Origin of the sequence: Plesiomonas sp., assembly GCF_051650925.1 — a bacterium.
Lineage (GTDB): Bacteria > Pseudomonadota > Gammaproteobacteria > Enterobacterales > CAMTGL01 > Plesiomonas.
The window spans coordinates 1-14961 of sequence record NZ_JBOFRH010000245.1 but is presented as its reverse complement, the minus strand read 5'-3'; the positions used below and the strand labels follow the sequence as shown (position 1 = coordinate 14961).

At 47.9% G+C, this 14961-nt stretch carries 14 protein-coding genes; 13 read left to right on the top strand and 1 reads right to left on the bottom strand.

Annotation, left to right across the window (positions count from 1 at the left end):
- Positions 1 to 12: 12 nt before the first annotated feature.
- From hscA to der, 13 genes are all read left to right on the top strand, one after another.
- Complete coding sequence (gene hscA / locus ACRC27_RS05975) at positions 13 to 1785, top strand: Fe-S protein assembly chaperone HscA (RefSeq protein WP_438639415.1); 1773 nt, start codon at positions 13 to 15, stop codon at positions 1783 to 1785.
- Between the two features lies 1 nt (position 1786).
- Positions 1787 to 2125: an ISC system 2Fe-2S type ferredoxin gene (gene fdx / locus ACRC27_RS05970; RefSeq protein WP_438623606.1), complete on the top strand. Its 339-nt coding sequence runs from the start codon at positions 1787 to 1789 to the stop codon at positions 2123 to 2125.
- A gap of 27 nt (positions 2126 to 2152) precedes the next feature.
- Positions 2153 to 2353 (top strand): Fe-S cluster assembly protein IscX, encoded by a 201-nt coding sequence (gene iscX, locus ACRC27_RS05965; protein WP_438623605.1) that lies wholly within the window; start codon positions 2153 to 2155, stop codon positions 2351 to 2353.
- Positions 2354 to 2744: 391 nt separating this feature from the next.
- Complete coding sequence (pepB, locus tag ACRC27_RS05960) at positions 2745 to 4061, top strand: aminopeptidase PepB (RefSeq protein ID WP_438628976.1); 1317 nt, start codon at positions 2745 to 2747, stop codon at positions 4059 to 4061.
- A 312-nt stretch (positions 4062 to 4373) separates the two neighbouring features.
- Positions 4374 to 4799 carry a nucleoside-diphosphate kinase gene (gene ndk / locus ACRC27_RS05955; RefSeq protein ID WP_438623603.1) on the top strand — a complete coding sequence of 142 codons (426 nt, stop codon included), beginning with the start codon at positions 4374 to 4376 and terminating at the stop codon, positions 4797 to 4799.
- Positions 4800 to 5023: 224 nt separating this feature from the next.
- Positions 5024 to 6145 (top strand): bifunctional tRNA (adenosine(37)-C2)-methyltransferase TrmG/ribosomal RNA large subunit methyltransferase RlmN, encoded by a 1122-nt coding sequence (locus tag ACRC27_RS05950; RefSeq protein ID WP_438623602.1) that lies wholly within the window; start codon positions 5024 to 5026, stop codon positions 6143 to 6145.
- A 54-nt stretch (positions 6146 to 6199) separates the two neighbouring features.
- A complete protein-coding gene (pilW, locus tag ACRC27_RS05945) occupies positions 6200 to 6955 on the top strand; it encodes a type IV pilus biogenesis/stability protein PilW (RefSeq protein WP_438623601.1) in 756 nt (251 codons plus the stop codon).
- Entirely contained in the window at positions 6945 to 7985 is a 1041-nt protein-coding gene (gene rodZ / locus ACRC27_RS05940; RefSeq protein ID WP_438639414.1) for a cytoskeleton protein RodZ, read from the top strand. Before pilW ends, rodZ begins: the two co-directional genes overlap by 11 nt.
- Positions 7986 to 7994: 9 nt before the next feature.
- Complete coding sequence (gene ispG / locus ACRC27_RS05935) at positions 7995 to 9113, top strand: flavodoxin-dependent (E)-4-hydroxy-3-methylbut-2-enyl-diphosphate synthase (protein ID WP_438623599.1); 1119 nt, start codon at positions 7995 to 7997, stop codon at positions 9111 to 9113.
- A 436-nt stretch (positions 9114 to 9549) separates the two neighbouring features.
- On the top strand, positions 9550 to 10821 hold the full coding sequence (gene hisS, locus ACRC27_RS05930; protein WP_438623598.1) for a histidine--tRNA ligase: 1272 nt from the start codon (positions 9550 to 9552) through the stop codon (positions 10819 to 10821).
- A gap of 37 nt (positions 10822 to 10858) precedes the next feature.
- Positions 10859 to 11482, top strand: a complete 624-nt coding sequence (locus ACRC27_RS05925; protein ID WP_438623597.1) for a YfgM family protein — start codon at positions 10859 to 10861, stop codon at positions 11480 to 11482.
- Between the two features lie 25 nt (positions 11483 to 11507).
- Entirely contained in the window at positions 11508 to 12692 is a 1185-nt protein-coding gene (bamB, locus tag ACRC27_RS05920; protein ID WP_438629219.1) for an outer membrane protein assembly factor BamB, read from the top strand.
- Positions 12693 to 12776: 84 nt separating this feature from the next.
- Positions 12777 to 14282 (top strand): ribosome biogenesis GTPase Der, encoded by a 1506-nt coding sequence (der, locus tag ACRC27_RS05915; protein ID WP_438623595.1) that lies wholly within the window; start codon positions 12777 to 12779, stop codon positions 14280 to 14282.
- Positions 14283 to 14454: 172 nt separating this feature from the next.
- Here the strand turns inward: der and ACRC27_RS05910 are convergent.
- Positions 14455 to 14961: exodeoxyribonuclease VII large subunit (locus ACRC27_RS05910; protein ID WP_438639413.1), on the bottom strand; the 507-nt coding region annotated here is incomplete at its 5' end.

Here is a 14961-nt window from a genome sequence, read left to right as displayed (position 1 = left end):
CAGGCGCAAACACTGCCTGATGATCAGGGGCGTCATTTGCTGCCTTCTGCCGTGTATTATGGTCATGTTGATGTGGCAACCACGCCAGAGGCTAATCCCTCTGCTGCCGTATCGCTAATGAACGGTCCACAGGTTGGATGGCATGCCCGTACGCAAGCTGCACAAGACCCTGCAAATACCCTAATCTCGGTTAAACGTTTTATGGGGCGTTCACTGGCTGATATCCAGCAGCGTTACCCGCGTTTACCGTACCGCTTTAGTGCCAGTGAAAATGGCTTACCGCAAATAGAAACTGCACAAGGCTCGGTCAATCCGGTTCAGGTTTCTGCTGAGATATTAAAAACACTGGCTGCGCGTGCCGAACAGACCCTTGGTGGTGAATTGAGTGGCGTCGTGATTACCGTTCCAGCCTACTTTGATGATGCACAGCGTCAAGGTACCAAAGATGCGGCGCGTCTTGCTGGTTTGCATGTGCTGCGTTTGCTCAACGAACCGACGGCGGCCGCGATTGCTTACGGGCTAGACTCGGGTCAAGAGGGCGTTATTGCCGTCTATGATCTGGGTGGTGGCACGTTTGATATCTCTATTTTGCGTTTATCGCGCGGTGTGTTTGAAGTATTGGCAACTGGCGGTGACTCTGCGCTGGGTGGTGATGACTTTGATCATCTGCTGGCCGATTGGCTACGTGAACAAGCGGGATTAACCAGTGCAGATGCCAGCTTACAGCGGCAACTGCTTGATGAAGCTATTCGCGCTAAAATCGCGCTGAGTGATGCTGATAGCGTCAACGTTGCTATCGCAAACTGGCAGGGTGAGTTGACCCGCGATCAGCTAGACACCCTGATTCTGCCGCTGGTTAAAAAAACATTATTAGCTTGTCGCAGAGCACTGAAAGATGCCGCGGTCAGCAGTGATGAAGTGCAGGCTGTGGTAATGGTCGGCGGTTCAACCCGTGTTCCACTGGTGCGCGAACAGGTCGGCCACTTTTTTGGCCAAACCCCGTTAACCGCGATTGACCCAGATAAAGTGGTCGCTATTGGTGCCGGTATTCAGGCCGATATTTTGGCTGGGAATAAACCTGATGCTGAAATGCTGCTGTTGGATGTGATCCCACTTTCACTGGGCATTGAGACCATGGGGGGGCTGGTTGAGAAAATCATCCCGCGTAATACCACGATCCCAGTGGCCAGAGCACAAGAGTTTACCACTTTCAAAGATGGCCAAACGGCCATGATGGTCCATGTAGTGCAGGGTGAGCGGGAGTTAGTGGCAGATTGCCGCTCACTGGCCCGTTTTACCTTGCGCGGCATTCCGGCTATGCCGGCGGGTGGCGCACATATTCGCGTGACATATCAGGTTGATGCCGATGGGCTGCTCAGTGTCACGGCGATGGAAAAATCATCGGCAGTACAGGCTTCTATTCAGGTTAAGCCATCGTACGGGCTGAGTGATGACGAGATCGTAGCAATGCTGCGAGATTCGATGACACATGCCGAAAATGATGTGCAGGCTCGCATGCTCGCCGAGCAACAGGTGGATGCTGATCGGGTGATCGAGAGTGTGGTTGCGGCGCTGGAAAAAGATGCCAATCTGCTCTCTGCCGATGAGCTTGCCACTATCACTCAAGCACTTACCGAATTACGTGCTGTACGGCATGGTTCGATAAGCAGCGCGATTGAGCAGGCAATTAAAAACGTTGATGCGGCAACCCAAGATTTTGCCGCCCGCCGTATGGATGAATCTATCCGTCATGCATTGATGGGTCACTCTGTGGACGACATGTAGTATGCCAAAAATTGTATTTTTACCTAACCAATCGCTCTGCCCTGATGGCATGGTGGTTGATGCTGCTGCCGGCGAAACCATTCTTGACGTTGCACTGCGTAACGGCATTGAAATTGAACATGCCTGTGAAAAATCCTGTGCTTGTACCACCTGTCATTGCGTGGTGCGCGAAGGGTTTGATTCACTGGCCGAAAGTGATGAGCTAGAAGATGATATGCTGGATAAAGCATGGGGTCTTGAACCGGAAAGCCGCTTAAGCTGTCAGGCTCGTGTGGCCGATGAAGATTTAGTGGTAGATATTCCACGCTATACCGTAAACCATGCGCGCGAGCATAACTGAGTCACGGCACAGAACAGGGAGTGTGATATGCAATTAACATGGAGTGACAGCCGAGAGATCGCACTGGCATTGCTCGATATCTATCCGGATACCGATCCAAAAACGGTGCGTTTTACTGACTTACACCGCTGGATCTGCGAACTTGATGGTTTCAGTGATGATCCACAGCGCTCAAACGAGGCTATCCTCGAAGCTATCTTACTATGCTGGATGGATGAAGCCGATTAAGCCTTCGTTTTGCGTTATCAGCCGCTCGGTTTTCCGGGCGGTTTTTTTTATCCCTTAAATTTGTTTTCTGCTTGTGTATAACTTGGTATTCGGTGTTTTGAGAATAAAAAATCACGCCATATTGTTAATGTATTGCTGTGTATCCCAATAATGGCACTTTTCTGGTTATGTTAGGTTGCAAAAGAGTGCCGCATTGATCAGAGAATTATGCTAACAATAAACAACATGTCATAGGCTCTGTGTTGTGAATAACTGCCGTATCATTGCGCACGTATTATCACTTAAAATCGGGTAATACGCTTTCTACACAGAGGCGGATAACAAATAATGTTGTGCTGATTTTTTACTATATCAGTATGAATATATACATGAATTTAGCTAAGGATGACCCATGTCTGATGTAATGTCTGTCTTTTTATCGTATGAACCGGCTGCCCGTTGCTGGGGTGAGAAAGCGCTGATCAGCATCAGTGATCACGGCGTAAATATTCATTTAAGCGGTGATCAACAATATGAGGCAGTACAGCGTGCCGCACGCAAATTAGACGCTCAGGGAATTCGGAACGTGGCTTTGCAGGGGGATAACTGGTCGAGTGAGTATTGCTGGGCATTTCATCAAGGTTTTCGTGCCAGTAAAGGCGAACGCAAGGTCACATTTCCCGATTTACCCGCGGATCAACTGCATGAACTAAGTGCGCGGATCACCTGTGCAGATTGGGTACGCGATACCATTAATTTATCGGCTGAAGAGTTAGGTCCACAGCAGCTCGCATCACGCGCGGGAACTTTTTTAAAGAGTTTGGGCGGTGAGCATATCACTTTTAAAGTGATTACCGGCTCAGATCTCCGTGAGCAAGGTTACAGCGGAATTTATACTGTTGGACGCGGCTCTGATCGCATTCCGGCTATGCTACAGCTTGATTTTAACCCAACAGGGCTGGCTGATGCGCCAGTGATGGCGTGTCTTGTCGGTAAGGGGATCACGTTTGACTCTGGTGGTTACAGCTTAAAGCAAAGCAGCTTTATGGATTCAATGAAATCTGACATGGGCGGTGCAGCTTTAGCTGCTGGGGCATTAGGTCTGGCAATTACCCGTGGCCTGAAGCAGCGGGTGAAGCTGTATTTGTGCTGTGCAGAGAATATGGTCAGCGGTAATGCCTACAAGCTGGGCGATATTATTCGCTACCGTAACGGAAAAACCGTTGAGATTTTAAATACTGATGCGGAAGGGCGCTTGGTACTGGCCGATGGCCTGCTTGATGCTGATCAGCAAAATGCAGGGCTGATTATTGACTGCGCAACATTAACGGGCGCGGCAAAAGCGGCACTGGGTAATGAGTACCATGCGCTGTTCAGTTTTGATGATGCGCTTAGTCAGCAGATGTTGGTTTCTGCTGAGGAAGAGCATGAAGCATTCTGGCGTTTGCCTCTGGCTGAAGTTCATCGCCAACAGTTACCGTCTAACTTTGCTGATTTGTGCAATATCTCAACGGCTGCCTACACCGCCGGTGCAAGCACTGCAGCAGGCTTTTTATCGCACTTTTTGACCGATTATAAGCATAACTGGTTGCACCTTGATTGTTCCGCTACTTACCGCAAATCAGCCAATGATCTCTGGTCTGTTGGGGCAACCGGTATTGGTGTGCGATCTTTGGCAAACTTGTTGTTAAAACGGGCAGCACAGGTAAATGCGCTGGAAACCGAGTAAGCAATATAAGCAGTAGTGGCAGAAGATAGCGGTGTGTTGTAGTGCGGTGGCTATCTTGCTGACGGTGACTGACTGGGTCTGCGAGAAATGTGTAGACCCTATTTGATAGGTTGTCACGAAATTCATTGTTTAAGTTAATTTAATGTTTGTATAATGTAGCGCGCTAGGGGTTGATGCTGGTAAGAGCAGTACTACCTGAAATTGAGATAAAGACAATTATCAGATTACTCTGCTTGTTTCAGTACATTATGCTGCGTATTGTATATATTCCGATAATAATGATGATGAATTTTAAGATAGGACATTACACCTATGGCACGCGAACAAACTTTCTCAATTATTAAACCCGATGCCGTTGCCAAGAACCTGATTGGTGCTATTTATGCCCGTTTTGAAGCTGCAGGCTTGAAAGTGGTGGCAGCAAAAATGGTACATCTGACATCAGAACAAGCGGCCGGTTTTTATGCTGAGCATGAAGGAAAGCCATTTTACGATGATCTGGTTGCCTTTATGACCTCTGGCCCAATCATGGTTCAAGTGCTTGAAGGTGAAGATGCCGTGCGCCGTCACCGTGAAATTATGGGTGCAACCAACCCTGAACAGGCACAAGCTGGTACATTGCGCGCAAATTATGCCGAAAGCATGAGCCGTAATGCCGTGCACGGTTCTGATGCTACAGCATCTGCTGCACGTGAAATTGCTTATTTCTTTGCGGAAAGTGAAGTTTTCACCCGTTAAGATTATTGCCGGTAATTATCGGAAGATAAGTACCAATTAGCGCAATTCGCCGATATTAGAAACAAAACGAAGGGAGCGTGATAACGTTCCCTTTTTTGTTTTAACACTTTTTTGCATCTCAGTGGAAAGCCTACCCTAAACTTTGTACAATGCCGCGCCTTTGCTGCTTGCAAAGCGTCGTTGTTTTTCTTTTCAACGCCATAACGTGTAATAACGAGGCTACCATGTCCAACACCAAAATTAACCTTCTTGATCTGAACCGTGAAGCCATGCGTGCTTTTTTTGCTGAAATGGGCGAAAAACCGTTCCGTGCTGATCAGGTCATGAAATGGATCTACCACTTTGGCTGCGATGATTTCGACGCCATGACCAATATCAACAAGGTGTTGCGCGGTAAGCTGAAAGAGAAAGCAGAGATCCGTGCGCCAGAAATTGTTGAAGAGCAGCGCTCTTCTGATGGCACGATCAAATGGGCACTGCTGGTCGGTGATCAGCGTGTTGAAACGGTCTATATTCCTGAAAATGATCGTGCAACCTTGTGTGTTTCATCACAGGTCGGTTGCGCACTTGAGTGTACATTCTGTTCAACGGCTCAGCAGGGCTTTAACCGTAACCTGAAAGTATCTGAGATTATCGGTCAGGTATGGCGTGCAGCAAAAACAGTCGGCCCAGTCGCACACCACAGTGGCCAGCGCCCAATCACCAACGTGGTGATGATGGGAATGGGCGAGCCGTTATTGAACTTTAATAACGTGATTCCTGCGATGGAGATCATGTTAGATGATTTCGGATTTGGTCTGTCAAAGCGTCGTGTTACCCTGTCTACATCGGGTGTCGTTCCGGCATTAGATAAGTTGGGTGATGTGATTGATGTCGCGTTGGCCATTTCACTGCATGCGCCGACAGACGATGTACGTGATGAAATTGTACCTATCAACCGTAAGTACAATATTGAAACATTCTTAGCCTCTGTGCGCGGTTACTTGGCAAAATCAAATGCTAATCAAGGCCGTGTTACCGTTGAATATGTGATGCTTGATCATGTCAATGACAGTACCGATCAGGCGCATCAGTTGGCAGAGTGCTTGAAAGACACACCGTGTAAGATTAACCTCATCCCATGGAATCCGTTCCCGGGTGCGCCATATGGCCGAAGCTCAAACAGTCGTATCGACCGTTTCTCTAAGGTTTTAATGGAGTATGGTTTGACGGTTATTGTACGTAAAACACGGGGTGATGATATTGATGCCGCGTGTGGTCAATTAGCGGGTGAGGTCATTGACCGCACTAAACGAGTGTTGAAAAAACAATCGCTTGGTGAACCTATTGCAGTGAAATCTGTCTGATTGTCAGACGCTGTATTTTCTGTTTGTATAGTAGCAAGGTAGCGATAATAAAGCATGAAGCTGAAGCCTATATTACATGCAGCGCTTTTTTCTGTTTTTCTGTCGGGGTGTGTTAGCTCAGTTGCTGATAAAGATCCCATTAATGCCACTGATGCGGCGCAAGCACGCATCAATTTAGGTTTAGGGTATTTGAATCAGGGTGAGATGGTACTGGCCCGACAGAATTTAGAACGTGCGCTGAGTTTTTCGCCTGATGATTATCGGGTACATATGGCAATGGCTTACTATCACCAACGCGTGGGTGAAGTCAAAAATGCCGAACTTGATTATGTTAAAGCACTGCGCCTGTCCCCCAAAAATGGCGATATACTGAATAATTACGGTGCTTTTTTGTGCGCACAAGGGAAATATTCGCAAGCGGAAGAGCAGTTTAATGCTGCACTGAGCGTACCTAATTACTACCGAACCGCAGACAGCCTAGAGAATTTAGGCCTGTGTGCCATGCGCGCCGGTAATCAGCAAAAAGCCGAAGATTATCTTGTTCGTGCACTCAAACATGAGCCGGTAAAAGGTACTCGCCTGATGTTATTAGCAGAAAATGAGCTAAAATCAGGGAGGCGTCCACAAGCTGAGTTTATGCTTGCTACCTATGATCGCGTATTGCCAGTAACCGCTGATAGCTTATGGATGCATATCCGTGTAGCGAAAGCACAAGGCTCATTAAACCTTGTGAATCAGTACGGCCAGCAATTGGCTCGCGAGTTCCCTCAATCTCAACGCTACCAGCAGTTTTTAGCCAATGAATACTGAAGTCCAACATGATGAAACTGCGCTGACACCCGGTCAGCGTTTGCGCCAAGCGCGTGAACAACTCGGTTATTCTCAGGCACAAGTGGCAGAGCGTTTATGTTTGAAACACTCGGTTGTGCGTGCATTGGAAGATGATAATTTAACCTCTGATTTAGCCCCGACCTTTATTCGTGGCTATGTGCGTTCGTATGCACGTTTGGTTAATTTACCCGAACAAGAGATGGTTACAGCGATTAATGCTGTCTTACCGGCAGAGCCGACTCCGCATGTTTCAATGCAGAGTTTTTCCAGTAAGAAAGAGCGCCGTAGTCATGATAATCGGTTAATGCTATTTACATGGGTTCTGTTATTTGTCGTCATCAGCCTGACAGGGCTGTGGTGGTGGCAAAATTATCAGGTACAACAAGCTGATGTTGATAAGATGACCAGCACCTTGCCGGTTGAAACATCACTGTCAGCCAGCGCACAAAATACCAGTGCACAAAGTAGCAGTGCAGGCAGTGAAGAGGCCGTGGACTCTACAGTGAATGCTGATCCCGCTGTATCAACAAATGCGGCTGATTTGGTAACGTCATCTGCCGTAGGTACAGTGGTTGATACTACGGGTACCACTGTGCCGGTGACGAATACGGCTGATAGCGCTGCAAACACGACTGCCGTTGTTTCAACAGAACAACCAGTACGTTTAGACATTAATGGCCAGCCGGTTTCATTGCCAGCAGCCACTAACAGCACAGCCTCAGCTTCACCTGAAACCGTGGTAGCTACAACAGAAACGGCGACAACCGGATTACAACTTCGTTTTACCGGTGATTGCTGGTTAGAGATTAAAGATGCCACCGGTAAGAAACTGACCAGTGGTCTGCAAAAGCAGGGTGCAACACTCACCTTGTCAGGAACAGAGCCTTACCGTCTCACGATTGGTGCCCCAGCATCGGTTAGCCTTGATTATAATGGTAAGCCTGTTGACCTGCGCCGTTATGCTGTCAGTGGTCGTGTTGCTCGTTTTAGCTTGCCCTTAACGGAGTGATAACGCGTTATGCATAAGGAATCACCCATTAAACGCCGCCATTCCCGACAAATTTTCGTCGGGAATGTCCCTGTAGGCGGTAATGCACCTATCACTGTGCAGTCAATGACCAATACCCGTACCACGGATGTCGATGCAACAGTGGCACAGATTCAGGCGCTTGAGCGGGTAGGGGCTGATATTGTTCGAGTCTCAGTGCCGACGATGGATGCAGCCGAAGCCTTTAAACTTATCAAGCAACAGGTCAGCGTTCCGCTGGTGGCCGACATTCACTTTGATTACCGTATTGCACTAAAAGTGGCTGAGTACGGCGTTGATTGTTTGCGTATTAATCCGGGTAATATCGGGCGTGAAGATCGTATTCGTGCCGTTGTTGACTGTGCTCGGGATAAAAACATTCCAATTCGTATCGGTGTGAATGCGGGCTCTTTAGAGAAAGATATACAGGAAAAATACGGTGAGCCGACACCGGCTGCACTGGTTGAGTCGGCTTTGCGTCACGTTGAGATTCTTGACCGCCTCAATTTTGATGCTTTCAAAGTCAGTGTAAAAGCCTCGGATGTTTTCCTTGCTGTACAGGCTTACCGCTTGTTGGCCGCGCAAATTGAACAACCGCTACATCTGGGGATCACCGAAGCCGGTGGTGCTCGCAGTGGTTCAGTAAAATCGGCTATCGGGTTAGGCATGCTACTGGCTGAAGGTATTGGTGATACCCTGCGTGTATCATTAGCCGCGGATCCGATTGAAGAGATCAAAGTGGGCTTTGATATCCTCAAATCGTTGCGGATACGCTCCCGTGGGATCAACTTTATTGCCTGCCCAACCTGTTCGCGCCAAGAGTTTGATGTTATCAGCACCGTTAATGCGCTGGAGCAGCGTCTGGAAGATCTGATTACACCCATGGATGTTTCGATTATTGGTTGTGTAGTCAATGGCCCTGGCGAAGCTTTAGTCTCGGATATTGGCGTTACCGGCGGTAGTAATAAAAGTGGGTTTTATGAAGGCGGCGTCCGCCAGAAGTTCCGGTTTGATAATGATAACTTAGTCGATGAACTGGAAGCGAAAATTCGCGCCAAAGCCGCAATGATTGATGAGCGTAACCGTATTGATATTAATCAGATTGATTAATCTGCCCAGAGCTTGATAACACACCGCATATACCGCTCTATCATGAAGATTCAGCGGTATATGCTTTTAGCGATTAAAGAGCATCAGCAATACAAAAAAATCAGTGAGATAGATAACCCCTGATTTTTTGAGCTTAAACGTCAACTTAAGCGTAAGTAAAACAGTGCCGTTGTCGTGTGATATTGAGTTCACTTGTAACACTTGTGCAGATCATGGTGATTGAATCAATTCAGATAAACTTATTATAATTCTTGCGACGTATAATTTTAACAATTTCACGCGCTTGGGTCGCAGGCAACCGTGGTGAAAAAACTTTCGCCATACCAACACCAGCAGCATGCTCAGCAACGTAAAAACGCTGATAGCACTAAAAGCCTTATGCTGGTGGGATACGATCGCAAGCCCAGAGCGCGGGAACACGAAGAAGAGAACTAACGTGGCCAAGCAAATTCAAGCCATCCGTGGGATGAACGACTGCCTACCAACAGACACTCCGGTATGGCAAAAAATTGAAACAACAGTCAAAAGTGTATTGTCGAGCTACGGCTATAGCGAAATTCGCATGCCGATTGTTGAGATGACCCCACTTTTTTGCCGTGCCATTGGTGAAGTCACCGATGTGGTTGAAAAAGAGATGTACACATTTGAAGACCGCAATGGTGATAGCCTGACCTTGCGCCCTGAGGGCACAGCAAGCTGTGTTCGTGCCGGTATTGAGCATGGCCTGCTGTACAATCAGGAACAGCGCCTGTGGTATATCGGCCCAATGTTCCGCCATGAGCGTCCGCAAAAAGGGCGTTATCGCCAGTTCCATCAAGTGGGTGTGGAAGTGTTTGGTCTGCAAGGGCCGGATATTGATGCTGAGTTGATCATGCTAACCGCCCGTTTATGGCGTGAGCTGGGTATTGCCGATCACGTACGTTTAGAGCTGAACTCTATTGGTTCACTGGAATCTCGTGCCGAATACCGTACTGCATTGATTGCCTTCCTTGAACAGCACACCGAAGTGCTTGATGAAGACTGTAAGCGTCGTATGTATACCAACCCATTGCGGGTGCTTGATACCAAAAACCCTGATATTCAGGCATTACTGGAAGATGCGCCTAAACTGGCTGATTATCTTGATAGTGAATCTCGTGCGCATTTTGATGGTTTATGTGCGCTGCTTGATGCTGCCGGTATTGCGTATACCTTAAATAACCGTTTGGTACGTGGTCTTGACTACTACAACCGCACTGTATTTGAGTGGATTACCGAAAGCTTAGGTTCACAAGGTACCGTTTGCGGCGGTGGCCGTTATGATGGCCTTGTTGAGCAACTGGGTGGCCATGCAACACCGTCAGTCGGCTTTGCAATGGGATTAGAGCGCTTAGTGTTGCTGGTTCAGACCGTAAATCAGAATATTGAGGTGCAAAATCCGGTTGATGTCTATGTTGTTTGTGCCGGAGAGGGTACACTCACCGCAGGTATGTGTTTAGCCGAAAATCTGCGTGATTTACTGCCTGAGCTGCGCATCATGACACATTGCGGTGGCGGCAACTTCAAAAAGCAATTTAAGCGTGCAGATAAAGTCGGTGCTAAATTTGCCCTCGTACTGGGCGAGAGCGAAGTCGCAAATCAACAGGTTGTGTTAAAGAATCTACACACCTCTGATCAGGAAACTCTGACACAAGATGCTGCGGTAGCGCGTTTAGCGACGCTGTTTTAAGTAACAGCGCTGTTTTAATCAATAAAGGATGGAATCCGTGGACATCTATACCACAGAAGAACAACAACTTGACACATTTCGTCAGTGGTGGAAAGACAATGGCCGTGCTGTGATTATTGGCGCGGTACTGGGGTTAGGTGGCTTGTATGGCTGGCGTTATTGGCAAAGCCATCAACATGGCAATTTTACCGCCATGTCAGCCGAGTATGAGCAGGTTCAAAACGAATTAAACACGGATAACGCTAAAGCTCAGCAAGAAGCACAAACGTTTATCAGTGCTAACCCAGAAACCTCATACGGTGTTTTTGCCGCACTTGATTTAAGCAAAACTCTGATTGAAAAAGGGGATTTTGCCGCGGCAGAAAAACAACTGTTATGGGCGCAAGCCAATACAAAAGATAAAACTCTGTTGCCAATGGTGACATTGCGTTTAGCCCGTGTACAACTGCAACTCGGTCAGGCTGATCAGGCATTACAAAGCATTGATAAAGTCACTGATGCAGCATGGAAAGGTAAAGCACTTGAGATCCGTGGTGATGTTTTACTGAGCAAAGGGGATACTGCAGGTGCAAAAGCCGCGTATACCCAAGCACTGACAGCAGATGCAAACCCGACACTGCAAACCATGTTGCAGATGAAACTTAATGATTTATCCAACTAGTTTGGCAGCTAAAAGAGAGGTTGGCATGGCGAAGCGTTGTCGTCTGCTTGCAGTGAGTCTATTGACTGCAACACTGTTGAGCGGTTGCTCATTATTCAGCGGTGAAGAGGATGTGGTAAAAGTATCACCACTTCCGGTAGTAGAAAATCAGTTTACCGTTCAGAAAGTGTGGGATACCTCAGTAGGCAGTGGTGTTGGCGATTTCTTCTCGCGCCTGCGTCCGGCTTACCTTGATGGTAAAGTTTATGCAGCATCACGTAGCGGTATTATTGAGGCATTAAATGCCGAGACCGGTAAGCGTGAATGGCGTACCAATGTAGCTGAAAAATCAGGCTTTTTCTCCAGCAGCCCATCAGCAATGTTAGCCGGTGGTGTTACTGCTGCTGATGGCGTTGTGTATGTTGCTAGTGAAAAAGCAGAAGTGTACGCACTCAATGCAGATGACGGCGCTATCAAATGGGTAGCGAAAGTTGCCGGTGAAGTGTTGTCTAGCCCGGCGGTGGATAACAATGCTGTGTTGGTGCACACCACCAATGGCATGTTACAGGCGTTAGATGCTGAAGATGGCCATATCCGCTGGACAGCGAATTTGGACATTCCAACACTCTCTATCCGCGGTGAGTCTAGCCCAGTGACTGCATACGGCGCTGTGTTGGTTGGTGGTGATAGTGGCCGCGTGACCGCTATTATGCTCGAGCAGGGTCAATTGATTTGGCAGCAGCGGATAGCGAAAGCCGGTGGCGCAACAGAGATTGATCGTCTTTCAGACGTTGATGCAACGCCGATTGTCGTAGACAATGTGGTCTATGCATTAGCGTATAACGGAGATCTTTCTGCACTCGACTTACGTTCGGGGCAGCAGATCTGGCGTCGTAATTTTGGCTCAGTGAATGATTTTGTGATTGATGGGAACACCTTGTATCTTGTTGATAATACGGGTCGTGTTATCTCTGTAGATGTTCGTGGTGGAACCGAGTTGTGGAGTCAAACTGGGTTGCTGCATCGTGGTGTTACCGCGCCGGTTATCTATGAAGGGTATCTGGTTGTGGGTGACAGCGAAGGTTATTTGCACTGGTTAGATTTGGGTGATGGCCGTTTTGTCGCGCAAAATAAAGTAAACAGCAGCGGTCTGTATGCACAGCCTGTTGTTGCTGATAATACTTTGTTAATTCAGACGCGTAATGGCGATGTCGTCGCACTGAAAAAATAAGTGCAGTATTGATATTTAGTTGCTTTACGGCTCCTGATCATCTGGTCAGGAGCCGTTTTATCTGTAAGAAATAAAGAGGTCTCTATGGTTCCTGTCGTCGCTCTAGTAGGACGTCCGAATGTGGGTAAGTCCACTCTGTTCAATCGTCTTACCCGCACGCGGGATGCGTTGGTTGCTGATTTTCCCGGCCTGACCCGAGATCGCAAATATGGACGTGCGGTTTTATCCGGCCATGAGTTTATCGTGATCGATACCGGTGGTATTGATGGAACAGAAGATGGTGTAGAAACCAAAATGGCGGAACAATCGCTGATGGCGATTGAAGAGGCCGATGTTGTTCTATTTTTGGTTGATGCACGCGCAGGGATGACCAGTGCCGATCAGGGGATTGCCCAGCACTTGCGTACGCGTGAAAAGCCGACTTTAGTTGTGGCTAATAAGGTTGATGGTCTAGATGGAGATGCCCACAGTGCGGAGTTTTATGCACTGGGTCTGGGTAATGTTTACCAGATTGCTGCGGCGCATGGCCGTGGTGTATCGGCGCTGATTGATCTGGCGCTTGCCCCGTTAGCCGCTGAGCTGGAAGAGGAGCAAGATGCTGATCTGCTTGATGAAGAGAACGATGGTTGGGCTGAACCAGAAGGCTTAGAATTTGATGAAAACGGTGATCTGATTGAAACCGATGAGCCGGAAGAAGAGATCAAGCCCGATGATCGTCCAATCAAAATTGCGCTGGTTGGCCGCCCGAATGTGGGTAAATCAACCCTGACTAACCGCATTTTAGGTGAAGACCGTGTGGTGGTGTATGACATGCCGGGGACGACCCGTGACAGTATCTACATCCCGATGGAGCGTGATGGCCGTGAATATGTGGTGATTGATACTGCCGGTGTTCGCCGCCGTGGTAAAGTCACTGAAACGGTTGAGAAGTTTTCGGTTATCAAAACACTGCAAGCGATTGAAGATGCGAATGTTGTGCTGCTAGTGCTTGATGCGCGGATGGGGATTTCCGATCAGGATTTGTCTCTGCTCGGTTTTGTGCTGAATGCTGGCCGTTCACTGGTTGTTGTGGTGAATAAGTGGGATGGTCTTGATCCATCAGTTAAAGATCGCGTCAAAGAAGAGCTAGATCGCCGAATGGACTTCGTTGATTTTGCTCGTATTCACTTTATCTCTGCGCTGCATGGCAGCGGTGTGGGTAATCTGTTTGACTCTATCCAAGAGGCGTACACGTCAGCAACTAAGCGTGTTACCACCTCTTTGCTGACCCGCATTATGCAGATGGCAGTACAAGATCACCAGCCACCGATGGTTAATGGTCGCCGTATTAAGCTGAAATATGCGCATACCGGTGGACATAATCCGCCAATTATCGTGATTCACGGTAATCAGCTGAAAGATCTGTCTGATTCCTACAAACGTTACTTGATGAACTACTACCGCCGTTCACTGAAGATCATGGGTACGCCAATTCGTATTCAGTTCCAAGAGAGCGAAAACCCGTTCAGTCAGAAACGTAACCTGCTGAGTGTGACTCAGATGCAAAAACGCAAGCGTCTGATGAAATTCATCAAGCAAGGTAAAAAGTAAGACTCAATCTAGTCAGTAAATGTAGTGTGTTGCTGAGTAGCGCATTTCTGAACGATAGATTGCAAAAAGGCATCGGTTAATCCGATGCCTTTTTTATTGGGCTGTTGCATATGAATGGAGATATATAAATTCATATGCACAGATCGACATCTGTACATATGAAAATCCAAGCTTACTCCACCCGACTATAAATAGTACCGTCAGCCACCTGAATATGCAGTTGTTCACCGGATTTAACTTGTGAGGGAGAGGTGATCATTTGCTTCTGATTATTTTGTACCACGGCATAGCCGCGTGACAATGTCGCGAGTGGGCTGATGGCATGCAGGCGTGCTCCAAACGAGCCAAGTTTTTGCTGCCGATTTTGCAACGTGATCTGCATCTGTTGTTGCAGACGCTGTAACAGGTAATCAGTTTGCTGCTGATAACGGGCAACACGATGCAACGGAGTTTGCCGCTGCAAACGGTGTTGCAACTGATCCAATATACCTGCCTGTTTTTGCCGTTGCGCGGTAATCAACTGTTGTAAACGGTGCTCTACATCATCTAGCCGATTTTGCTGGCGTTGCAGACGAATTTGCGGGTGCTGCTGCTGTAAGCGGTGTTGCAGGCGCTCTAAGCGCTGCAATTGCCGACTGTGCTGATGCATCAGTGCTCGCTGCAGCCGTTGCTGCTGATC